General features: G+C 48.8%; 16 protein-coding genes, 1 tRNA gene and 1 rRNA gene. 4 read left to right on the forward strand and 14 right to left on the reverse strand.

Translation table 11 applies throughout. The features are described from left to right. Positions 1-38: 38 nt before the first annotated feature. The 3 genes from phoB to sbcD all read right to left on the reverse strand — a co-directional run bounded on the left by phoB (position 39) and on the right by sbcD (position 5,844). Complete coding sequence (phoB, locus tag G5S52_RS22095; RefSeq protein WP_002535663.1) at positions 39-728, reverse strand: phosphate regulon transcriptional regulator PhoB; 690 nt, start codon at positions 726-728, stop codon at positions 39-41. 209 nt (positions 729-937) lie between these two features. After that, a complete protein-coding gene (locus tag G5S52_RS22100) occupies positions 938-4,612 on the reverse strand; it encodes an AAA family ATPase (protein WP_165018541.1) in 3,675 nt (1,224 codons plus the stop codon). Further along, a complete protein-coding gene (gene sbcD / locus G5S52_RS22105) occupies positions 4,609-5,844 on the reverse strand; it encodes an exonuclease subunit SbcD (RefSeq protein ID WP_165018543.1) in 1,236 nt (411 codons plus the stop codon). The genes G5S52_RS22100 and sbcD overlap by 4 nt, the downstream gene beginning before the upstream one ends. A gap of 122 nt (positions 5,845-5,966) precedes the next feature. Here sbcD and rdgC point away from each other — a divergent pair, with 122 nt between their 5' ends. Continuing rightward, entirely contained in the window at positions 5,967-6,878 is a 912-nt protein-coding gene (gene rdgC, locus G5S52_RS22110; RefSeq protein WP_368737492.1) for a recombination-associated protein RdgC, read from the forward strand. Between the two features lie 74 nt (positions 6,879-6,952). On the opposite strand, the gene G5S52_RS22115 is transcribed toward rdgC, so the two are convergent. After that, complete coding sequence (locus G5S52_RS22115; RefSeq protein ID WP_165018548.1) at positions 6,953-8,230, reverse strand: peptidoglycan DD-metalloendopeptidase family protein; 1,278 nt, start codon at positions 8,228-8,230, stop codon at positions 6,953-6,955. 263 nt (positions 8,231-8,493) lie between these two features. On the opposite strand from G5S52_RS22115, the gene trhP reads away from it, so the two are divergent. Then, complete coding sequence (gene trhP / locus G5S52_RS22120; RefSeq protein ID WP_002535657.1) at positions 8,494-9,891, forward strand: prephenate-dependent tRNA uridine(34) hydroxylase TrhP; 1,398 nt, start codon at positions 8,494-8,496, stop codon at positions 9,889-9,891. Between the two features lie 3 nt (positions 9,892-9,894). Beyond that, a complete protein-coding gene (locus tag G5S52_RS22125; RefSeq protein ID WP_002535655.1) occupies positions 9,895-10,149 on the forward strand; it encodes a YfhL family 4Fe-4S dicluster ferredoxin in 255 nt (84 codons plus the stop codon). An 80-nt stretch (positions 10,150-10,229) separates the two neighbouring features. On the opposite strand, the gene mepA is transcribed toward G5S52_RS22125, so the two are convergent. The 8 genes from mepA to G5S52_RS22165 form a co-directional block, all read right to left on the reverse strand. Beyond that, positions 10,230-11,078 carry a penicillin-insensitive murein endopeptidase gene (gene mepA, locus G5S52_RS22130; protein ID WP_165018550.1) on the reverse strand — a complete coding sequence of 283 codons (849 nt, stop codon included), beginning with the start codon at positions 11,076-11,078 and terminating at the stop codon, positions 10,230-10,232. 160 nt (positions 11,079-11,238) lie between these two features. After that, positions 11,239-13,170 (reverse strand): TonB-dependent receptor domain-containing protein, encoded by a 1,932-nt coding sequence (locus G5S52_RS22135; RefSeq protein ID WP_165018552.1) that lies wholly within the window; start codon positions 13,168-13,170, stop codon positions 11,239-11,241. 202 nt (positions 13,171-13,372) lie between these two features. Next, positions 13,373-14,077, reverse strand: a complete 705-nt coding sequence (locus tag G5S52_RS22140) for a response regulator transcription factor (protein ID WP_165018554.1) — start codon at positions 14,075-14,077, stop codon at positions 13,373-13,375. 108 nt (positions 14,078-14,185) lie between these two features. Continuing rightward, positions 14,186-15,052, reverse strand: a complete 867-nt coding sequence (locus tag G5S52_RS22145; protein ID WP_165018556.1) for a sugar phosphate isomerase/epimerase family protein — start codon at positions 15,050-15,052, stop codon at positions 14,186-14,188. A gap of 1 nt (position 15,053) precedes the next feature. Continuing rightward, positions 15,054-16,325: a DUF6005 family protein gene (locus G5S52_RS22150; RefSeq protein ID WP_165018558.1), complete on the reverse strand. Its 1,272-nt coding sequence runs from the start codon at positions 16,323-16,325 to the stop codon at positions 15,054-15,056. Between the two features lie 9 nt (positions 16,326-16,334). Then, complete coding sequence (locus G5S52_RS22155) at positions 16,335-17,591, reverse strand: AMP-binding protein (RefSeq protein ID WP_165018560.1); 1,257 nt, start codon at positions 17,589-17,591, stop codon at positions 16,335-16,337. Between the two features lie 7 nt (positions 17,592-17,598). Continuing rightward, a complete protein-coding gene (locus tag G5S52_RS22160) occupies positions 17,599-19,320 on the reverse strand; it encodes an IucA/IucC family protein (protein WP_165018562.1) in 1,722 nt (573 codons plus the stop codon). Next, positions 19,307-21,097: an IucA/IucC family protein gene (locus G5S52_RS22165; RefSeq protein ID WP_165018564.1), complete on the reverse strand. Its 1,791-nt coding sequence runs from the start codon at positions 21,095-21,097 to the stop codon at positions 19,307-19,309. The genes G5S52_RS22160 and G5S52_RS22165 overlap by 14 nt, the downstream gene beginning before the upstream one ends. A 224-nt stretch (positions 21,098-21,321) precedes the next feature. On the opposite strand from G5S52_RS22165, the gene G5S52_RS22170 reads away from it, so the two are divergent. Beyond that, positions 21,322-22,665, forward strand: coding sequence for an MATE family efflux transporter (locus G5S52_RS22170; RefSeq protein ID WP_368737491.1), 1,344 nt, complete (start codon positions 21,322-21,324; stop codon positions 22,663-22,665). A gap of 284 nt (positions 22,666-22,949) precedes the next feature. On the opposite strand, the gene G5S52_RS22175 is transcribed toward G5S52_RS22170, so the two are convergent. Together G5S52_RS22175 and rrf are read right to left on the reverse strand one after the other, a co-directional pair. After that, a tRNA-Asp gene (locus G5S52_RS22175) sits at positions 22,950-23,026 on the reverse strand. Positions 23,027-23,041: 15 nt separating this feature from the next. Beyond that, positions 23,042-23,157 (reverse strand): 5S ribosomal RNA (gene rrf, locus G5S52_RS22180). Positions 23,158-23,164 lie beyond the last annotated feature (7 nt).

A 23,164-nucleotide genomic window follows, 5' to 3' on the forward strand; every position in this document is an offset into this window, starting at 1 on the left:
CCGGTGGCCTTCGGATGACCTATGACAATAATGCGTAATCAGGTGCGCGTCGAGAAACGGTAGCCTGCGCCACGAACCGTTTGTACCAGTTTGTCGTGACCGTCTTCTTCCAGCGCTTTTCTTAAACGACGAATATGCACGTCAACGGTACGATCTTCAACATAAACGTTAGTGCCCCAAACGTTATTCAGAAGCTGCTCACGACTGTAAACACGCTCTTGGTGGGTCATGAAAAAGTGCAACATCTTAAACTCGGTTGGACCCATTTCCAGCGGCTTTTCATTTGAAGTGACGCGGTGTGATACAGGATCAAGCTTCAGACCATGCACATCAATCACATCATCCAGCGACGTTGGTGATACTCGGCGCATCACCGCTTTCAGGCGCGCCATCAGCTCTTTTGGCGAGAAAGGCTTGGTGATGTAATCATCCGCACCGACTTCGAGGCCGCGTACTTTATCTTCTTCCTCCCCACGTGCTGTGAGCATCACAACCGGGATTTGGCGGGTCAATTCATCACGCTTGAGATGTTTGATCAGGTTGATCCCTGAGCCACCTGGTAGCATCCAGTCCATCAGGATCAGTTCAGGGTAAGGCTCGCAGATTTTTTCCAGAGCACTGTCATAATCTTCTGCTTCTACGGCCTGATAACCTTTTTGTTCCAGCACGAAACACAACATCTCGCGAATAGGTGCTTCATCTTCGACAACAAGTATCCGTCTTACCATTTTCCATACCCAGTTAGAGTGGTTTATTTGTATTTCTTGGACGCCATTATGTGATTATATTATGACATTTTTGTGACCTTTCGCGAGGTTTGGCGCGGTAGACAACCAGATACTGCTTTTTAATCCAGATATTTACTGACTGTTTTTCACCCGCCCAACCTACTGGACACAGCATTAGCCTTCGCTTCGGGCTAACTGCTTCTCTTTTATCAAGAAACGCGGAATTTGTTATCCAGCTCACTAACACCCAAGCCTGTTTTTTTAGAAACATGGAGTTGAGTCGGAATGCGTTCTTTCATCGCTTCAATGTGGCTGATCACCCCGATCATCTTGCCAGATGCATTCAGGTTATCCAGTGCATCCAGCGCCACATCCAAAGTCTCACTATCAAGCGTACCAAAGCCCTCATCAAGGAACAGCGAGTCGATGCTGGTCTTGTGACTAACGAGATCCGATAACGCCAATGCCAATGCCAAGCTGACAAGGAAACTCTCACCACCCGACAGGGTTTTAGTATCACGCTCAATATCACCCTGCCAGGTATCCAACACACTGAGTTCCAACCCTTCACCCTGCTTGCGGTTCAGCTGGTAGCGCCCATGAATTCGGTCGAGTTGTTTGTTCGCCAGATACACCAGATTATCCAGCGTCAGACCCTGAGCAAACTTACGGAATTTATCGCCTTTTTGTGAGCCAATCAGGGAATGCAGATACTGGATATCATCGTATTCCGCACGCAGGCGTTCGATCTCAGCAAACAGCGCCTGTTGGTTCTCTCGTCTTTGATGATCAGATGCCAAAGCATGGCTCAGCTCACCACTTCGGCGCACGAGCGTATCCATGGCCTCTGATTGTGCCGTTAGCGTCGATTCCACTTCATCATGCGGAATTTGCTGCCACACTTCTGCCTGGTCATGGGCTAGCACTTCAACCACATGCTGACAGGCTTTCTCCAGCAGCACTTTTGCACCTTCAAGGGCATTTTCCAGCGCGCGTTTATCGGTAAGTAACTGTTGTTTTTCTTCCTCCGGAAGCAACGCGGCCTGGAACATTTCCAGAGAATCAAAAGGCGAAGCCCCAAGGCTTTCTTCCCATTGGGATGCATAACTCTGTGCCTCGGCATTCAGCGATGCCAGCGACTGAGTTTGGCTTGCCACTTCTGCCTGAATCGCGCGCAGATCGCCCAGACATTGCTGCGCAAAGGCTTGTGCTGCTTGATGGGAAGCTTCCCCTTGTTCTGTCTGAACAGCAGCGCGGCGCTTTTCATCTTCCACCCGCTTGTCACCAAAGAGCTCAGTGCGTTTTGCTTTCGCAGCTTCAAGCTTGCCGGTCAGCGAATCAATCTCAGACTGAAGCGCGCCCAGCTGCTCAGCGAGTGCCTGGCTCTCTTTCACGCAATTTGAAAACTCAGCCTCAAGCAATGCTACCTCTTTGGACAAGACTTCTTTTTGCTGCTGGTTTTGCTCCCATTTTTTGGCATCTTGCTTTCTCGACGCTAACCAGACCTGAAGCTCATCATGCTCAGGGGCTTGGTAACCACTGTCTGCGATTTGCTGGCTCAGCACGCTTTCGAGGGTCTCGAGGTAATCAAGCTTCTGGCGCTTATCAGCGGCCAGCTTCTGCGCTTCCTGTTTTTTGCTTTCAATCGTCACCGACAGAATGGAGAAGTGTTTCTCAGTGCTATCCAATGCACGGATAGCCTCATCCCAATGCTGTTTTGCCTGCTGCAGGGTTTTCTCTTGCGCTTTGAGTGCATTCAAGGTTTGAGTCAGCGCATCACGCTGCTGGGTTTGTTGCTCATTGAATGCAACAAAGGCGTCACGCTGATCGATAGTCAGGGCTAAGTTGAGTGGCAATGCTGCCTGTGCCCACTGCTCGCTAAGCGCAATTTGTTGTCGTTGGGTGCTATCTAACTGCCTTTGGATCTCTTCAACGTAATGCTTTAAAGATTCATACTTCTCTTTAGCCGCTCTACCTTTTTCGTAGATCTCCTTTTTTGCAGTCTGCACTTCGGTCAATTGACGCATTGATTCAGACACATTGACTGCTTCACCTGATAAGGCTGGATGTTCGGTTGAGCCACAAAGTGGGCAGGCTTCATTCGGATTTAAAGCAGCCCGGTAGTGGGCAAGATGTTCTTCCTGATCGAGAAGCTTTTGCAACACTTCAATCAACTGCTCTTTGTCTCTGAATTGCTGACTCAATACCGTGACTTCTTGAGCTAGACCTTTTCCGGACTCTTTTTTCTCCGCCATTACTGAGCGCTTTTCCGCGCTCTCTTTGTCCAGTTCCAGCCATTGCTGCTGCCATTGACCTAATTGGAAGTAAGTGGAAAGTTGTGCATTTAGCTGCTCGCGCTGTTTATCCAGAGCGTCAACATCACCGTTTGAGGTTGCTTGCTTGAACGCTTCTTGCTTCGCTTCCCATGCTTGTTTGGCTTGTTCGCTTTGGCTAAGTGCCGCCTGTTTTTCTTTCTCGGCATTTTCCGCTTTCGCGATCTCTGCCTGCAATTGGGTATTAAGTTCGGTTTCGTATTCAGTCAGTTTGCCAATCGCATTTTGTTCTTGCGCGATCTGCTTACCCATCTGTTCCCACTGGCCAAGGTGTTGTTTAAGCTGGCCTGCAAACTGATGGGTGGTCAGATAAGTGGAAACGTCTTCCAGAGCCCGTTTTTTGGTCTCAAGGTTCTCTGTAGTTTTTTCCTGTGATGAAGTCAGATCAGCCTGCTTGGTTTTCAGGCCCACCTGTTGCTGCAAAAACTCCTGCAGCCGCAGAGATTGGTGTTTGATGTCAGTGTCGAGAGGCAAGACTTGCTCACTGATCAACACTTCCAGCGCACTTTGCTGGTTTTTCGCCAGTGTGAGCGCTTCTGAAGCTTTCACCAACGCCTCGTCAGCCTGTGCAGTCTTTTCTGTGTTGGCTTTCAATGCTTCCTGTTTGATAGCCAGCAAAGCGGTCGTTGATTCCACGCTTTTTGAAGATGACTGCCAACGCTCATAAGGCATACGCAGCTTTTCCGCTGGCTCACTGTTGGTGAGTTTATCCAGTTGTGGTTTAGCGGCCTTCCAGTTTTCTTCAGCAGTTTTTAGCTGTGCTTCGGCCTGATTTTTCTCTTGATGGCTTTTTTGGTGTTCTTTCCACCATGTCAGGTGCGCTGTGAGATCGGCCTGCTTTTCACGCTCACTCTTGAGCAAGGCTTCTGTTTCTTCCTGTTCTTTTTCGAGGGCTTCAAGCTCCTCGCTACTCAGCAACTGCACGCCTTTCGCTTCGGCCTCTTTCTGGCTCAAAGCCTGCTTTGCTGAGGCAAAATGCTCATGCACTTTTTCAGAAATCCGGCCGTAAATTTCTGTTCCGGTCAGTTCTTCCAAAAGCTCCGCGCGCTCGTTTTCCTTGGCATTCAGGAAAGCGGCAAACTCCCCCTGAGAAAGCATCATGGATTTGGTAAAGCGGGCAAAATCGAGACCCGTAACACGCTCAACCAATTCATTTTTCTGCTTCACCTGTGTGGCCAGTACCTTGTCGGTTTTCACGTCCACCAGCTCCACATCTGCTTGCTGTAAATTACCGTCCGCTTTCCCGCGGGAGCGGCGCATGCTCCAAAACGCGCGATACGGGTGGCCTTTTACTTCGAATTCTACTTCGGCAGAACACTCTGCCGTGCCACGGGTCATGATTTCATTGCTGGAAGTGGAGATCAGCCCCAATCGCGGGGTCTGGTGATAGAGCGCCAGACAAATCGCATCAAGCAGTGTGGTTTTACCTGCGCCCGTTGCGCCGGTAATGGCGAACAGACCATTGTCTGAAAAAGGTGTTTGGGTGAAATCAATCTTCCACTCGCCTTTCAGTGAGTTCAGGTTCTTAAATCGAAGGCTCAGGATTTTCATTCTTCACCCTCCGCATGCTCAACTTCCGCCACAATTTTGGTGAACTGGGTTTGAATCCGCTCTTTACGCGCAAGTTCGTCCTCTCCCTCAAACACCTCGAGAGCCAGTCGCTTTTGGAAAACATCATTCGGTGTCAGCTCAGAAAGGGTTTCTTTTGCTTCTTGCGTCAGCGCCTGAGCTTTTGGCCCACGGGTGCGCTGAAGCTGTAACACCTCTACATTGAGCCCTTCAGTCATCAATTGAATACGTTGTTGTAAATCAGAGAGGTAGTCCTGGACAGAGACTTCAATGTGCAGCCAGACAGCTTTTGGATCATCATGTTCCAAATACTCTGAAAGCTGTACTTCTATCTCTTCCAGTGACCCTTTTAGGACACCCATAGGCTGAAAGCTCGGAACGCTGATCGGCTCGATACGCGCGCGCTGGTCGCCGTCGAATTCCACCAGCACCACCTGCTTGTTGAATTTGAGTTCATCAAAGCTCAAAGGGATCGGAGAGCCGCTGTATCGGATATGCTCAGACTTGGCGACAATCTGCGGGCGGTGGATGTGCCCCAGGGCAATGTAGTCGGCAGGCGGAAAGCCATCTGCCGCAAAGCCATCGAGCGTACCAATGTAGATATCACGCACGGATTTAGATGGGCTCACGCCAAGCGCTGTTAAGTGGCCCGTCGCGATAATTGGCACTTGCCAGCCGGCATCATCGCGCAGCTTCACTGCTGCCTGATACAACTCGTGGTAGTGGGATTTAATGGCATCACCCAGCGCCTGGCGCTTGTCAGTGCCTGATTCGCCAGCTTGACTGGTCAACACATCGCGCGGACGTACAAAAGGCACCGCACACACAATCGCACCGATTTCGCCATCGTGGTTTTTCAGTGTAATGAGTTGGTCTTGCAGATCGTCGCTGGTGTTTGCCACCACATGGGTATGCAGGCAAGCCAGCAGGGATTTGGATTCTCTGAGTGTGGAAACCGAGTCATGGTTACCACCCAGTACCACTAACGCACAGTTGCGCTGACTGATGGATACCACAAACTGGTTATACATTTCACGGGCGTAACTTGGCGGCGAACCTGTGTCGAAAACATCTCCAGCCACGATGACGGCATCAATCTGATTTTTATCTATTTCCTGTAAGAGCCAGTCCAGAAAAGCCTGATGTTCCTGCTTGCGGCTTTTGGTGAAAAAGTTTTGCCCTAAATGCCAGTCTGACGTGTGGAGTATTTTCATTGAAAGGTGTGCGCCTGTTCTTGTGCTCAGTGCCTGATTGTACCGTATTTGAAGCGACATTCTCTGCCTGATGCAATACCATGTGGCCTTTGTCATTACCGGATGGATAAAGCCTCGCCATGATTTGGTTCAAGAATATTTTCACCTACCGCCTGACCCGAGACATCGACCTCGACCCGGAGCATATTGAAAAACAACTGTCTGAATTCCGCTTCACGCCTTGTGGCAGTCAGGACATGCAAAAGTTCGGCTGGACCACCGCGCTGGGTAAACACGGCGACATGATGACGCACGTCAGCGATGGCAACATTCTTATCTGTGCCCGAAAAGAAGAGAAAATGCTGCCAGCCTCAGTCATCAAAGATTCACTGACCGCCAAAGTGGACGCGATGGAAAAAGAACAAGGCCGTCCGCTGAAGAAGAAAGAAAAAGACAGCATCAAAGATGACATCGTGATGGATCTGCTACCACGTGCATTCAGCCGTATGAGCCAGACTTACGCCCTAATCATGCCAAAAGCAGGCCTGGTGCTGGTTGATGCGGGCAGTTCTAAAAAAGCAGAAGACATTCTTGCGTTGCTGCGCAAATCCCTCGGTAGCCTTCCCGTGGTGCCCGTGGAAACCAACAAGCCGGTTGAGCTGGCAATGACTGAGTGGGTTCGCTCTGGCAACGCACCAAAAGGCTTCGAAATCGGTGAAGAAGCTGAGCTGAAAGCCATTCTGGAACAAGGTGGCGTGATCCGTTGTAAGCAGCAGGATCTGTCGAGCGATGAAATTCTGGCTCACATCGAAGCAGAAAAGTTAGTGACTAAGCTGGCGATGAACTGGCAAGACCGTATTGAGCTGATGCTGTGTGATGACATGTCCATCAAACGCATCAAGTTCTCAGAAGAACTTCGCGACCAGAACGCGGATATTGACCGTGAAGATGTGGCGCAGCGTTTGGATGCAGACCTGTCACTGATGTGTGGTGAGCTGGGTACTTTCCTGCCAAATCTTTATGAAGAACTTGGCGGTGTCGACAAAGGCGAGTAATTGTCTTCACACATAGCAATAAATAGAAAACGGGGCTTAAATTTAGCCCCGTTTTCTGTTTCTTTGGTTCGTGCTTACTTGAACTGTGCTTTCAGCATTTTCTTATCGTAAGCCGCGACAGATTTCTTAAAGTCCGTCATTTCAGCACGCGCGACAGACGTCGCCATTGGGATCTTCGCCGTCATCGGGTTCACTGCGCGGCCACGAATCAACAACTCGTAGTGAATATGCGGGCCAGTAACACGGCCACTTCGACCAGACAGCGCAATGCGTTGACCGCGAGTCACACGCTGACCCTTACGCACCAAAATCTTACTGTTGTGCAAGTAACGGGTTTTGTATTGGTTACCGTGGTCGATCACTACGTATTTACCTGCGTAAGGGTGATTACGCACCATCACTACCACACCGTCACCAGTGGAAAGAACGGGTGTACCTGTTCTCACCGCGAAGTCAGTCCCGTTGTGTGGCGAAACACGGCCAGTAACCGGGTGTTTACGGCGTGGGTTAAAGTGCGAGCTGATACGCTCTTTACGATTGGTCGGATAACGCTGGAAGGCGCGTTGCAGACTCTGGCCGTCTTTATCGTAGTAGTTACCATCGGTGTGCAGGTAAGCCGTGATAGGTCGGCCACGGCGTTCAATGCGGATCGCTTTAATTTCACGCGCTCCACTTGCCTGTCCATCCACAAATTGCTCTGCACGAACCACTTCAAACTTATCTCCTGCGCGAAGATCGCGGGAGAAGTTCATCTTGTCCTTGAGCAGGTTGGTAATCACTTCCACATCGTTGTAGCTCAGGCCAGCACGACGCGCAGAGACCGAGAAACTGCCTTCAATATCGCCAACAGTGACAGTTTCAACCCAAGTCCCCGGAACCGACACTTCGTTGAATTCATAGCTGCCATCGTCAAGTTGTACATATTGCACTTTCGAGGCGATATTGAACTCAAGCTCTAGTTTTTGCAGATGTTTTCCATCAGAGTCAACCCAAAACCGCAGGATGTCATTGGGTTGCAGGGTATCGATGCGAAGGTGGTTAAGGTCAGCTTCCATCAGCTTTAACAGGTCACTATACGGAATGCCGAGCTTCATGAAAATTTCGCTCAGACTGTCGCCCGTCTGAATCGTGTATTCGTATGCAGGAAGGTCGACGGCACTTTCCGCCTTGACTGGTTCTTCTTTCTGAATAAAAGAAGGGACGACAGATTCTGGCAGATTGAGAGGGACAATCCGGATCGGCTCTTGTTGTAGCGTATTAATTGATACCGCTACCGTCACGAGCGACAAGCCCATCAGGCCAAGCATCGATTTAGACAGCATGCTAAATCTCTTGGTTTTCTTTTCGTACATCAGTCCACATCTCAATGTTGCTGGTTCTTTCGCCTTAAAAAAGCCGAGAATACCCTTACAACCTACATACCTTTCTAAACTTGTGTCAAATCATTCACTAAAAATGAATGAAGACCTGAATCTTCCAAAAGACAACCTTTTCTGCAAATGGTTTCCCGATCGGAACTGGCTATGTTAACAAGATCACAGTAAAATCGCCCGCTTCCCCGCACCACTTTTTGATGCGGCCTGACTTATACTCAGAATTAGTAGAAGCAATGACTATGTTTGTACCAGAACTTTTGTCCCCAGCCGGTAGCCTGAAAAACATGCGTTACGCCTTTGCCTATGGCGCTGATGCGGTATATGCCGGCCAACCTCGTTACAGCCTTCGAGTGCGTAACAATGAGTTCAACCACGAGAACCTGCAAATCGGTATCGATGAAGCGCATGCGCTTGGCAAGAAGTTCTACGTCGTATGTAACATCCAGCCGCACAACTCAAAGCTGAAAACCTTTATCCGTGACCTGAAGCCTGTGGTTGATATGGGTCCTGACGCGCTGATCATGTCTGACCCAGGTCTGATCATGATGGTACGTGAAGCATTCCCTGAGATGGCTATTCACCTGTCTGTACAGGCGAACGCGGTGAACTGGGCGACGGTTAAGTTCTGGCAAACCCAAGGCGTTGAGCGTGTGATTCTGTCGCGCGAACTTTCGCTGGAAGAAATCGAAGAAATCCGCAAAGAAGTGCCCGAAATGGAGTTGGAAATCTTCGTTCACGGTGCACTTTGCATGGCTTACTCTGGCCGTTGTCTGCTGTCTGGCTATATCAACAAACGTGACCCTAACCAAGGCACCTGCACCAACGCATGCCGCTGGGAATACAAAACAGAGAAAGCGACTGAAGACGAAACAGGCCAAATCGTTGAGATCCAGCCTGCCGCATCGGTTCAAATCCAAGAAGCTGAAGAGCGTCCAGACAACACCATTGGTCTCGGCAAGCCTACTGATGAAGTGGTTCTCTTGAGCGAAGCGCATCGTCCAGACGAAAAAATGGCGGCGTTTGAAGACGAGCACGGCACTTACATCATGAACTCGAAAGATCTGCGTGCGATTCAACACGTTGATCGTCTGACTAAGATGGGTGTCCACTCACTGAAAATCGAAGGCCGTACCAAGTCTTTCTACTACTGTGCGCGTACCGCACAGGTTTACCGTAAAGCGATTGATGATGCTGTTGCCGGTAAACCGTTCGATGAAACCCTAATGACCACGCTGGAAAGCTTGGCTCACCGTGGTTACACCGAAGGCTTCCTGCGCCGTCACACCCACAGCGAATACCAAAACTACGACTACGGCTACTCAGTGTCTGACAGCCAGCAGTTTGTGGGCGAATTCACCGGTAAGCGCCGCGAAGGCATGGCGGAAGTGGAAGTGAAGAACAAATTCATCACTGGTGATTCACTGGAGCTGATGACGCCGAAAGGCAATGTGGTCTTCAAACTGGACGCGATGGAAAACCGCAAAGGTGAAACGATTGACGATGCGAAAGGTAATGGTCACTTCGTTTACATTCCAGTGCCGGAAGACATGGATCTGGAATTTGCACTGCTGATGCGTAACCTGACCGACGGTGCAAACACCCGTAACCCAAATGCTCCACAAGCGGTGAGTGCGTAATCGATGGCACTGCTGATCACCGAGAAGTGCATTAACTGCGATATGTGTGATCCTGAATGTCCGAATGAAGCGATTACATTCGGCGCAGAGATCTACGAAATTGATCCGGACAAATGCACGGAATGCGTGGGTCACTATGAAAAGCCAACCTGTCAGTCGGTATGCCCTATCACCAACTGCATCATCATTGATCCTGAACATAAGGAAACCAATGATGAGTTACTGGAAAAATTCGTCAAACTCCAGGGTTTGGTTTAAACATTACTAGGTTAATGAAGAAAAGCGCCTGTCGGCGCTTTTCTTGTATCTGGGCATTGGTTGTATAGGGACAGGGAGAGTTACTGGGTTAATACCACCTCACACTGACCCGGTTTTATCTTCACCCGCTTTTTCTTAGTGGTGGTCACTACTGATTTTGTCTCGTCGACAGGTTTCGGGCGCCAACTGATCAACTCCGCACCGCAACCATCGCCCGCTGGTGGTGCATTCTGGGAAATACAGTTTAAGCTTCCTTCCGGACATTGAAGCCTGACATGCATGTGATAGTGATGTCCCCACCAAGGGCGAACTTTGCGTAGCCAGTTTCTGTCTTCCCATGACATTTCACACAAGGTCTCTTTAATCACAGGGTGGACAAAGATACGCGCTACCTCTGGCTCAGATGCCGCCACTTGAAACAGGATGGCATGCTCTTTCATCCAGTTATCACGTTTCAGTGCATAATTCTGCAAATCCACCAAGCTGACAGCCGTTGGGCTTTCCAGGGAATCTTTGGTTAGCGATTCCGGCGCAAAACTCAGCCAGATATCGGCGTCTAATCCCGTCTGGTGGCTGGAATGTCCTTTGGTGAAATTACCACCACGCGGCATGGAAATATCTGCAATCATCAAGTCGTCCAAGCCAAAACCTTTGGTTTTCTTGGCCAGCTTAGTGAGATAGGCAATCATGTTCGGGTGGCCGTAATAACGGTTCCTTGAAGAACGAATCACCTGATACCCTTCCCCTTTCAATGGTAAGGCCTCACCACCACTCAGGCAGCCATTGGCGTAACTCCCAATCGATTGTTCCACACCAAGATACGGTTCCTGCACCTCTTCCCAAGGATTGGCTTCTGCTGGCGACATCGCCATCCAGAATCCAAGCAGAAACATGAAGATAAACAGAATCATCAGAAGGTCTTTTTTCATGGTGTCACCACCTAAAAGGGATTATTTCAATCTTAGCAGTCAGGACTTAGGACAATCAGAGAAGGTTACGGGAAGTGGAAAATTCTGCCGAGAAGATCAAAAACAGGCGGGCAACATTGAAGATAAAACAAAGGGGAGCCAAGCTCCCCTTCATTGAGACTTAGAAGCCCCAGTTCAGACCCAGACGGATGTTACGACCCGCTTCGAGTGGACCGTTGTAATCTTCGCTAAGGCTAGATTGATCACGGTAAGCCTTATCAAAGACGTTTTTCACTGACGCTGTCAGCGTCAGGTCTTCACCAGAAACTGGCATCCACTGTGCGTAAATATCATGCACGCCATAGCCAGGTTTTTCTTCAGTACCTTCTGGCACATCTGTCAGGCGGTCAACAAAGCGGCCTGTCCAGCCAAACTCCAGATCGTCGTTAGCATAGTAGCTCAGTGAGGTCACCAACGTGTCACCGATAGAAGTACCGATATTCATGCTGCCATCGTTGAGTGGCTCACCGTTAAGTTCAGGTTGTGCTCGGCTAAAGCCAATCGTCGCAGTCAGGCTGTCCAGCTGGTATGCAGCAGTGATGTTGAAGCCTTTGTTGTCCAGTGTGCCACTGTTTTCGTAAACGGTGCTGTCGCGATCTACCACGTCTTCAATTTCGCTATCAAAGACCTGCGCTGACACATAACCGTTATCGAAGCTCCAGTTCACGGTAAATTCGGTATTTTTCGCCGTTTCGCCTTTACGGTCCTCCGAGCTATAAACGTAGTCCAGCAGCCAAAGTTCGCCCACTTGAGGACCACGGAACGCTTCTGCGTATCCCAACACGACATTCAGATCTTTGGTGATGTAGTAAGTCACTGCTGCATTCGGGCTGAAACCGTTGTCTGAAATATCAGTGCCTTCAGAGCGGGTATCACCATCACGAAGATCTTCATCCAGAGAATAACGGTCATAGCGCGCACCAGCACTCAGAACCAGTGATTCTGTTGCGTTGTAATCACCCTGAACATAGACACCAAACTGATCGCCCTTGTCTTCAAACGTTTGGCCACTGCCGCTGAATGTAGAGGTATCCTGACGGAAATCAGTACCATAAATCAGAGTCAGTTTTTCAAGCGCTGAAGTGTTGCGGATATCACCGCCAACAGTTTCAGTGTTACCGACATACGTTCCCCAACGAGGGTCATTCAAACGCTCAAGTTCAAGATCGGTGTAGTAAAAAGTGGTATCGAGGTTTAACCACTTACTGTTCGGCGCTAAGACATAATTCAGTGTCGCTGTATCGCGATAGGTTTCTTGCTCTAGCGGATAGTTTTTAACGAAGTCACCCATGTGAGGACGGGCATAGCGTGTTGCTTTGTCTTCTTTGCGCTCATAGCTGATGATAATTGTTTGGTCTTCAGTCAACTCACCAACGACTTTAGCGAATCCTGAGCCATTGCGGAAACCAGTGTGCTCTGCCGTGTCGCCGTTACCGTCTTTATAGTCATCTTGGTCGTTATAACCCAGAGAAGCCAAGACACTCACACTGTCCGTTATTGCACCATAACCACTGGCGGTCGTTTTAAAACCATCAGTGTTGTCGTTGAAAACGGTCTTTACACGCCCACCGAAGTTTTCACCTGCGGCCAAAAGTGCACGTGGGTCTTTTGTCTTCATTCGAATGGCACCACCCAACGCACCGGCACCGTCAGTCGCGCGGCCAGCGCCTGCAGAAACCTCAACCTGCTCGAGCAGTTCAGGCTCGACAAACAGGCTACCTTGGTGGTGGAATAGCGAACCTGACTGAACCGCACCGTCAATGGTGACATTCAACATGGTGTCTTCGAGACCACGAACATAGACTTTCTGTGCATAGTCAGTGCTACCACCCACAGAGACTTCAGCACTTGAACGGAAGATATCGTTTAGGTCGTTCGCCTGAATAGCATCCAACTGATCAGAATCGACGAACACTTCTGGTGCTGCCTGGGTGTTTCCAGTGACAACGATAGTTTCGTGGTCATCTGTATTAGCGATGGCAGATTGAGAAAACAGAGCGGCGATCACAGCGGCACTGAGTGGAGAGATTTTAAAAGAGCTTCCTTGAAACATTACAACGTCCTGCAACTACAATGATAATGATTCGCATTATTATTCATTGATACGTTGTGCTGTAAACGCCTTTTACAACTGTTACAAAGTCAGCCTAATAAAACTAATTAATTGATAAGTAACATACCCAAACAGCCTGAAGATACTTGTATTCAGCACCTTTAGGTTGTTTGGGTATAAAAATAGCGCCAGATGGCGCTATTCAAGAGAAGCAATATCCTTTTCCATGGGCGGTCTGTAATCGCTCAGCCGCCATGCCGACCCCCACCAGCTTCTTTCGCACTCTGCTCAAATGCATATCAAGACTGCGATCGTACTTTTGGAAGTCCCTCGCCAATACCTGCCTGTAAAGAAAGTCTTTGGATAACACCTGATGCTGCTGGAACACCAGTGTCCAGAGCAATTTGAACTGAATGGGTGTGACAGAGACTTCCTCTCCATCATAGAAAACTGTCTGATATTTTCTGTCCAGTACCAACTCGTCCACCACCAATTGGGTTTTGCTCTCTTTCGCAGGAATCTGGGCGCTTCGCCTTAGCACGGCAGCAGCACGCCAAACGATTTCATCCAGAGGCTGCTGCCTCGTTATATAGTCATCTGCGCCAAACAAAAAGCAGTTCATGCAATCATGATGATTGTAAGTATCATCCAGCATCAGAATCGGCGTTGCAGCCTCCTCCCGGTAGCGTTTCAGCAAACGAAAACCTTCCATTTCAGGCAGGTCGGCAGCAAAGATGACGAGGTCGAGATTGGTGGTTCGATAGATGTCTGAAGCCTGTGAATCAGAAACACAACGCCTGATGGCAAAGCCTCTCTCATTGAAACGATGTATCAGCTTTTCGCAATACGTCCGGTTTCTGTCAACAATCAGGATTTGCCCTGCCGATGGCGCACTGTGTAGGGACATTCCGTTACCTAAAGGTTATCAACTCATAAACGATAATGATTTCGATTATCAATATCATCATTTAAAGTTAAAGCATGAACCTGCTTTAGGGAGATCGAGATCACATAATCAGGTTAAATAATCTGGGCAGCCAACAATTCTTGATGAGTTCTCTCTCAGTAAGCTCAGTTTCATCTCATCCAATGCCGCTTTGTCATCCAATAATGTCTGTTTCACATTATGTCCAAACCATTCCAATGAAGCCGTCGCTGCAGGCTTACCGAGCAGCTGTGGCAAAAACTGTTGATAGTCCATTGCCCCTTCCAGCAACGGCACCATGCCGTATCGACTCCCTGTTGGCGAGTAGACATTTTCCGGAGCAAAAACGGTTAGCAGTTCCCGCGACAGCACATTCTTAAGGTGATAATGACCAACGTGCTCTTCTACCTGCTGGTGAAATTGAGCCGGATCCTCGCCGGACTCCCAAACATGCAAGGTGTCGTAATTAAGCTTCAGTGCTGGATGATCAACTTCATCAATCAACTGCATGATTGATGATGAGGTGTCGGCCAACGTACCGGGATGGGTTTCTACCAGCACATCCAAACCCTGATCGGCGGCGTACTCACAGATCCCTCTCAGGCGCTGTGTCATTTCCTTACGCACTATTGCTCCCACTTCGCTACTCGCTTGATGACCAGCAAAAGTGCGCACCTTCTTGGTATCCCACTGTTTTGCCAATCGACAGATATGGCGGCATTTTTGCCAGGCATTGCGCTTATCACCCGCAATGGGCAAATAGTCACTCAACATGGAAATCGATAGTCCCATGTCGTTAAGCCACTTGGCATCATATTGCGGCTGTGCCTCCAGGCTCAGGGCATGAGCTCCCCAAAGCTCAATACCCTGAAACCCGTGGCAACAAGCCCACTCCGCCAGATTGTCCATTGAAACAAGCTGGTGTCGGAATGAAATGGTACAGATTGAAAGCTGCATATCAGGCAACCTCTACTGCCGCTTCAAGCGGTAAATCGTTCAGTTCGCACCAATCACGATAGACTTCGTTGAGGCGTTTTTTGATGCGAAACTCCGTACGATCCTGCTTATTCAGCAAAGCGTAGATCTCCACCTGCAGATCCAAATCGCCGGTTTCTGCCAGCTTCATGATTTGGTATTGGATCCGACTATAGGTTTGGATGAGCTCTTCAATCACATCACACCAGATCTCAAAATCATCATCGGGCAGACCAAGCGCGCGCCAGAAGAAAGCAAAGCCGTGCTCGTAGGCATATTTGCGCACTGCGATCACCCGAATTTCACGCAATGCCAATGACAGGTCCGTGAGTTTTATCCCTGCATAGCCGCGGACATGAGCGTCCAGAATACGTCGAATTGCACTCGTCAGCGGGTTGCCGTCAGCAATAAAGCACGCCTCAAAGTAAGCTTGAACATCGCGATCATCCGCATGCTTTAAACCGGTTTCATCCAGCAGGTAGCCGCCTGCCACACTCGGTTGGGAAATTGCATTGAAGATACGCGCGCTTTCGAGCTCTCCTTCCCAACGGAAATCCGGATCGGACATAAACAGGGTTTTCGGATCATGGGTGTTCTCAAGCATCACGTAGTGTGGAAATGGGTTCTGATTGAACTTATTCTCACGCTCCGGCAATTGATACATATCCAGCATCACCATCAGGTGTGAGGTTTCTGCTTTGGTTGCCAACAGACGCTGCATTTCTTCAATGTTGTCTTGTTTGGTTTTGCCTTCGTCATACCAAGGAGCCAGTGCCACACCATACAGGCGGTGGTACCATTCAAGGAAACTGCCATGGTTTATCTCGTCGGAGTGGTATTGAAGCTGGTAGTTATCACTGATGGTGAAGGTCGCATCCCAAACGCCGAAGTAAAACGGACGGTGATCAATGCCTTTTCGCTTTAAAGACTCACAGACGCAACTGACAAAGCAATGCACTTTGACGTCTTCAAATTCTTCCTCCTGCGCCTTTTGTGCTGGCTCATTCCGTTCAATGCGACACAGGAAGTCAGCCAGACTGGAAACTGTCGCATAGTCTGCCGCGGTAATATTTTCCTCCGGGACGGTCAAACCCAGATCCAGCTCAAGGTGCAGGATTAGCTGAAGGATTAGCACCGAATCCAGATAAAGGTCTTCATTCAGCCTTGCACTCTCACTGAATTTCTCCATGTGGGCATTTTGCATGTTGTCGCTCAATACCTGGCGAATGGATGCAATCAATTGTTCGCGTTCCATGGGCGCTCCTTAACCTATCGCTGGAATGGAAATTTTGCTTTGAGACAGCACGTTACGGTTGATTTTTCCGTTGGCCATCTTTTCAATCACTGTGCACTGTTCAATATCGACGGGCAGTTGATAGGAAGCCAGCCGTGTCGAACACCACTTTCGGATCCGGCTTGGCTCAAGCGCATCGCTTGCAACAAACTGCAGGCAGACCCGCTCACCGGATAGCGGATCCGAGCGTTTGAATACCACAGCTTCGGAGATCTCTGCGATCTCAAGTACCACGTTCTCAACGTCCTGTGGGTACACATTCAGGCCAGAGACATTAATCATGTCGTCGGCTCGGGAAACGAAGATCAACTGACCCTGCTCATCGAAATAGCCCAGATCTTTGGTAAAGATGATGTCATCCCCTTTTTGCACCACGATCTCTCCCGGTCTTGAAGTGTCGATACCGGCATTGACCTTGAGATGTCCGAGCGGGGTACCGATGTGATTCGCCGCTTTGGTATCCGAATTAATGGCAATACAGCCAGCTTCTGAGCAGCCATATTGCTGGAAGACATGCTTGGCTTTTTCACGCAGTGACTCAAACCAGGCTTTGGGTAGCACAGTGCCCGAGGTCATCACGGCATTCAGTTGTTGGCCTTTTGGGTAAAGCTGTACCACTGAGTGAATCAATGCAGGGGACGAATACAGCAAATGATCCGGCGTCGTCATCAGCTTTTTCAGCAGGAATTTCGGGTTAATGTTGTTAATGATGACTGGCGATTGACCACGCTTCAGTGCCACAAATACGCCAGCAATCAAGCCATAGGAATGGGTGATCGGGCAGGCAATCAGTGGCGTCATCTTGTTCGGCTTTTTGAACTTCGCGACGTAGCTTTCTACTTCTTCGTCGATTGAAGACCAGCTTCGGGTGATCACCTTTGGTTCACCGGTGGTACCGGAACTGGTTTGCACCAGCACAGCCAAGTCATCATCACCTTCCCGCTGAATCGACATCGCAGGTTGCCCTTGTTCAAATAGCAGGACGTGGCACTGGGCGCGTGTTGCTAATCGTTTGGCAGCAAGACGGGGCGTCGGTGCGAAAATAGGGTAAAAAGAGCCGCCATTGGCTTTCAGGTATAAACACACCGCCAGCAGATAAGCTGGATCTTCTGTGCATACAGCAAAGCGCTTCCCTGCGCAGCTGCCAAGTTCAGGGTGTGAGCGGAATGCTTCGTTACTGCGCTCAAAGAATTCATGACTGAAAAAGTCATCATTTACGTAAATCATAACGTCCCTATTTTTGAGAATATTTATGAAATGGATTAGGCACCGTGTGGTGACACTCAGCCTGACTACCTTTGAACTTTCGGGTCATCAGAGACTCCGTCAGAACCTGTGCCTCGGTGTAACCAAGTTGCTGCAAGCGGCTATCAAGTTCTGGGTGGTCATCGGCATAGTCTTCGAGCTTTTGGCCTACCATGTTCCAAAAGCTTTGTTCGCTCATGCCATAGCTTTTTTCTATAAGAAAAGAGACCTCTGTCAGGCTGTAAATAAAGAGGGTGTCCATCACCAATTCACGCAATAACTCCACCGAACTCATGCCGTAGTAGTCATCGATAGGAGCATCTGCGAGGAAAGGTTCAATGGAAGCAAAGTCTGGTAACCATTCCGGATTGGCCAAGAATGGCATGTGGTACTCCACGCTTTCATGGAAATCCCGCACTATGACTCGTTCCGGCCAGCCATCACGATGAACCAACACCATGTTCTGACCATGAGGTTCAATACCAATGCCGTGTTTAACCAATAGATGCCACACAGGTAGCACTACGACATCGATTAAACGGCTCAACCAGATATTCAAACCATAGGTTTCTACCCAGCCAGCAATGAAAGGTAAGCCATCGTCTTCAAGCATCATTAATGCGTTGAAGGGAATCGCTGACTCACCCTCACGCAATTTTGGCTGCAAACTTTCGCGGAAGATAACAGCAACTTCTGAAGCCAACGGAGACGTTTCAGATGTCATCCCTGGCACATGGAAACGGGCACCTGCGTACTCTTCCAAAATAGAGAGCGCCGACAGTTCGAAGTCACTTTCAATAATCCGGTTAAGCCAAGAAGAAACCACAGGCGCCAGACAAATAGAGTGCGGTGCCAATGTACGCTTCGATGAGGTATTCACCATGCTCAAAGGCAATTTGATATTGGCTCTATCGGAATAGCTTGCATTCATTAAGGTGCGAACAGATTGCGATGCGGTGTATTGATCAGCTCCCAAGCCCAGAAATATGAGGGTTTGATCAGCAAGTGGCTCAAGCAATTGTTCTTGCTTCAACTGTTGCCATTGCCATGGATGCATGGGCAACAGCGAATATTCATCCCAACTTTTGTCATGCGCACTCAATGCCCCAGACAGTCTTAACCATTGTGTGCGACCAAGCTCTTTGAGCCAGAAAGCGTCATGGGGTTGTGGTAAATTTTGTTTGATGTGGGTGCGCTTAACGGCCAGCCAACAAAGGTAAAAGGGCTTGGAAGATTCTGGGCCGTAAGCCTCGTGATCTGCTGCACTGAATCCGGTACGAGCCTTGAAGGAAGGATGGTAAGGATGTCCTTCATCAAGCGAGCCTTCCAAGATTTCAAAATCCTGGTAGCGACGGGATTCAGGCTTACTAACATGTCGGCGGTTCCATTCGCAAAGGGCAGCTGTTTGTGAGAACTCTTCGGCAAGCGCGTATTTGGTTTTCTCTGTTGCAGGCAAATCTTCAATGATCTGCTGCCAATGCGCAGCAACATTGGCTCGAACACCATCAATACATAGCGACTGAATATCGAGTCGATAGCGACCAAATGCGCCTCGCTGACCCGAGATGAGATATTCTCTTCCCCCGAGCTTCCAAGCGAATTTCCCCTCTTTATCAGAGACTTCAACGCAATTTTCAAACAGTACTGCTTCTAACAGTTGCTTGATGACTCTTTCAATCGCTGACAAGTTCTGGCTATTAGGCAGAGGCATAACTCACCTCCATCGGTTCTTCCAGACAAGTCATCACAAGCGGGTTGGAAATCGTGCAGTAGATAGCTTGTTCGTTGTCTGCCAGCAGTTCATCAACATCATGAACACGGGTTAACAAGTTAGCTTTTACCGGGATAGCTGATTCTGACAGCAGCTTTTCGACAAACAGTTTTCCCGCACCGGAAAGGGTGTTTCTCAGCGCATAAAGCCTCTGCTGAACGAAGCTGATAAGGATTCGCTCTTCAACCAGACCATCTGCTCCCATGCGGCCAATAATGGAGAACAGATGGTTGATGAACAGGTAATAAGCAAAACGATCGCAGATAACATCGTCATCGAAATAGAGAGAGTCTACGGTGACAGAATCCGGCTCCATGGTTGCCAGATATCCACGATACGCTTTGGAAAGGTAGAAGCCCTGGTTATCACGGAAGTAATAAACCGAAGGAAGCCCCTCTTTCATCTCAATCACACTGTTTTGCTGGTGAGCTTCAAGCGCAATTCCATGTTCGTCATAAAGCGCAATCATTGGTTCTATGGCGCATTCCCAGTATTTGGCAAACCACTTGATGGCAATGCGCAGGTAATCTGCTTCATTTCGGTTCGCAAGCTTGCTGATGACGTCATAAAGCATTGAGCTTTCACCTGGCATTGGAGACTGAGTCAATGCCGCGATGGTAACAACATCTTGATCATTGCCTTCAGGGAAAGGATTCTCGCGGATGATGACTTCAAAACCACTTTCTTCCTGACCAGACAAATCGACTGTGATGTATGCGGGATCAGTAATGACCTTGAAGCAAGCATGGCGCTCACTGAAACCCGTTTTGCGATATAAGGTCGCCATGACCACACCAGCATCCAACTCATGGCGTTTGTTAACACGCAGTGAGTTGGTGATTTTTACTGGCAGGGAGAATTTGTACATCCAATCCAGATTCGGGTGATAGAGAGAGCGCACAGAAGATGTAGCAGTAAACTCTGGGCCATAACTTCCCAAATCCTTAATATCACCTGCCTTTATCAACTCTCGGATATCATTTTGATGAAGAAGCCACTGCGCTTGAAGGGGATGCATGGGAACCACAATATGGGTTTCTGGTTTATCCGCCGCTGCAGGCAAAGATTCAGTGATCACTTCTTCTGCGGTTAACGGGATTGCTGACCGTTGCTTGATCAGAGCGCGATCAATACTGAAGTAGTGAAGGGGAAAGCGCCCTTTTGTTTCAGGTGCATAGAATGCATGGTGATATTCCAGCATTCCCTGACGACTTTTCGGTGTGGGGTGTTGCCAGTGACCAAAAAGCAATGATTGTTCAGCGTCAATGAAATTTGGCTTGCTGAGCGATGGATCACCACGACGCTCTTCAATGTATTGCGTCATTAATCTCTGGCTTTCAATCACACGGAGCATGAGCTCTTGCTTGCATTCAAAAGCGGCTGACTTCGCGTGGAAGATCCCTTCGATCAGTTGTTGTAAAGCATGCGTCTCTGAGATCACCTTCCAAGAGAACTTATCAACTTGAATCAGTACTTTGCCAAATTGGTGATTCCCCACCAATGAGCGGTATTCAACGTTTACGGCAAGCTTTCCTGCCAAGTGTGGCAGTGAAATCTCGACAATCCACTTGTCTTTTGCCACATCCCCCAATCGACCCACCGACATCTGCCAGCGTGAAGCGGGAGACCAATCTCCAGCATCGACCTCTTTCAGGTAACAGTTAAAGAATGCTTGAAAGGATGCTTTCTCTGCGATGTTGCTGGCTATCTGACTCACGTTTCCCTCGCCTTATACCAAGCGCGCCTGAATGGCGTTTAATCTGATAAGGCCAAGGATCCTAATTGATATTAATTCTCATTACACTAAAAGTTACTATTGTTACAACACGCCATAAGGTAAGTCCCACATCACCTTTATTGCACGTGAAGATAGTTTTCTCTTCACGCATCATTACTGTCCATTATTCTCTCTATACAAAGATTATGACTTCCAAGAACCGTGTGTTGGACGCACCGATAGTCCCGACCTTCTTCTATTTCGCCATCCCTTCATTCATTGGTCTCGTTGCTATATCAAGCGCCAGTATTGTTGATGGGATGTTCGTCGGCAGATTTCTGGGTGCCGACGCACTGGCCGCCATCAATCTGCTCATTCCTTACATCACGTTTGTTTTCGCCGTGTCTTTGATGATTGCAATTGGCGGAACTGTTCAAGCAGGGGAACATATAGGCAAGGACGAACTTGATAAAGCCAATGCAGCCTTCACGCAGGCTATGTTAGGCGCATTTGGGTTCAGTGCGTCGATGGCGATTATCAGCTCAATATTCAGCACAGAACTCTTTTACTTTCTAGGCGCACCGGTTTCACTACATCCGCTCATGGAGCGCTATTTCAGTGTTCTCGCCGTCTGTATGATTGTCCAGCTGACCACCATGGTGCTCTATTATTTTGTACGCGCTGATGGTTTCCCAATGCTAGCAACCGCCGCGCTTATGATAGGCGCAGCGACCAACATCACTCTTGATTACGTTTTCCTGGGAGTACTGGGACTTGGGATAGAGTGGGCTGCGTGGGCGACAACCTTTGCACAGTTACTACAGCTGTCGGTGCTTATTTTCTATTTCGCGAAACCTTCGAGAACCTTGTCACTCTCTAAAGCAGGATTAGAGATAAGGAAGTTTGTGAGCGCGCTTATCAATGGCGCTTCGGAATTCATTAATGAAATTTCAGTGGGTATCGTTATCTTCACCGTACATTGGTTATTGATGAAAAATGGCGGCCAGGAAGCGGTCGCAGGTTTTTCGATTGCCAACTACATTCTGTTCGTCAGCATGATGATGTTCTATGGCGTGGTCGATGCTATCCATATTTTAGTCAGTCAAAACAAAGGGGCGGGTAACCTACACCGTATCAATCGTTTCATGGCACTCGCCGCAACCACAATCATAATTATTAGCAGTGCCTTGGTTTATCTATGCCTTGTAAAACCAGATACAGTGACCGAGCTTTTCCTGACAGATTTGGATGAGAAAGCATCTTCACACGCTCTCAGTTACATCGCCATCATTTGGCCATGCCTGATGCTAAGCGGAATTAACGTTCTTATTTCCGCTTACTTCACCGCAATGCAACTGCCAAAACAATCAGCAGCCATCGCGTTGAGTCGAGGATTGGTACTGCCTGTTTCACTGATCTTCGGTTTGGTTCTTTTCTTTAAAGACCAGCACTTCCTTACTGCGCTTCCTCTCGCCGAATTCTTTACCCTCCTCATAGCCTGCGCTCTGTTTATCAGGCAGCAAAAGCACATGAGTATAAAAAGGCCTCTAGCGACCAATAGTGCTTAAACGACAAAGCCCTGCTGAACCAGCAGGGCTTTAAATAGTATCGAGTCATCTTCCTACTTGTCCTTCGACAAAAAACCTGCCAAGTCGAATCACGAATTCAAGATAGTCCTTAAAAAACTTAAACCATAAATAAGTAGAACTGAGGAAGATATGTAAAAAGGATCTCTGTTAGCACACGATAAGTGGCAGCTACCTCTGGCGCGACGGCCCAAAGTGAGCAGAACTATTCTGGAATCGCAGATAGCAAAAAACCTCAGCCTTTCGACTGAGGTTTCTCTAAGAAGTGGCGGAGCGGACGGGACTCGAACCCGCGACCCCCGGCGTGACAGGCCGGTATTCTAACCAACTGAACTACCGCTCCACACTTAAATTGGAAGCCTGGCGATGTCCTACTCTCACATGGGGAGACCCCACACTACCATCGGCGCTGTTACGTTTCACTACTGAGTTCGGCATGGAGTCAGGTGGGTCCATAACGCTATGGTCGCCAAGCAAATTC

Origin of the sequence: Grimontia sedimenti, from assembly GCF_011045095.1 — a bacterium.
GTDB lineage: Bacteria > Pseudomonadota > Gammaproteobacteria > Enterobacterales > Vibrionaceae > Enterovibrio > Enterovibrio sedimenti.

Excerpts from the sequence above, each read along its gene's own strand:
- phoB (WP_002535663.1), bottom strand. The coding sequence starts at position 728 with ATGGTAAGACGGATACTTGTTGTCGAAGATGAAGCACCTATTCGCGAG.
- G5S52_RS22100 (WP_165018541.1), bottom strand. The coding sequence starts at position 4,612 with ATGAAAATCCTGAGCCTTCGATTTAAGAACCTGAACTCACTGAAAGGC.
- sbcD (WP_165018543.1), bottom strand. The coding sequence starts at position 5,844 with ATGAAAATACTCCACACGTCAGACTGGCATTTAGGGCAAAACTTTTTC.
- G5S52_RS22115 (WP_165018548.1), bottom strand. The coding sequence starts at position 8,230 with ATGTACGAAAAGAAAACCAAGAGATTTAGCATGCTGTCTAAATCGATG.
- trhP (WP_002535657.1), top strand. The coding sequence starts at position 8,494 with ATGTTTGTACCAGAACTTTTGTCCCCAGCCGGTAGCCTGAAAAACATG.
- G5S52_RS22125 (WP_002535655.1), top strand. The coding sequence starts at position 9,895 with ATGGCACTGCTGATCACCGAGAAGTGCATTAACTGCGATATGTGTGAT.
- mepA (WP_165018550.1), bottom strand. The coding sequence starts at position 11,078 with ATGAAAAAAGACCTTCTGATGATTCTGTTTATCTTCATGTTTCTGCTT.
- G5S52_RS22135 (WP_165018552.1), bottom strand. The coding sequence starts at position 13,170 with ATGTTTCAAGGAAGCTCTTTTAAAATCTCTCCACTCAGTGCCGCTGTG.
- G5S52_RS22140 (WP_165018554.1), bottom strand. The coding sequence starts at position 14,077 with ATGTCCCTACACAGTGCGCCATCGGCAGGGCAAATCCTGATTGTTGAC.
- G5S52_RS22145 (WP_165018556.1), bottom strand. The coding sequence starts at position 15,052 with ATGCAGCTTTCAATCTGTACCATTTCATTCCGACACCAGCTTGTTTCA.
- G5S52_RS22150 (WP_165018558.1), bottom strand. The coding sequence starts at position 16,325 with ATGGAACGCGAACAATTGATTGCATCCATTCGCCAGGTATTGAGCGAC.
- G5S52_RS22155 (WP_165018560.1), bottom strand. The coding sequence starts at position 17,591 with ATGATTTACGTAAATGATGACTTTTTCAGTCATGAATTCTTTGAGCGC.
- G5S52_RS22160 (WP_165018562.1), bottom strand. The coding sequence starts at position 19,320 with ATGCCTCTGCCTAATAGCCAGAACTTGTCAGCGATTGAAAGAGTCATC.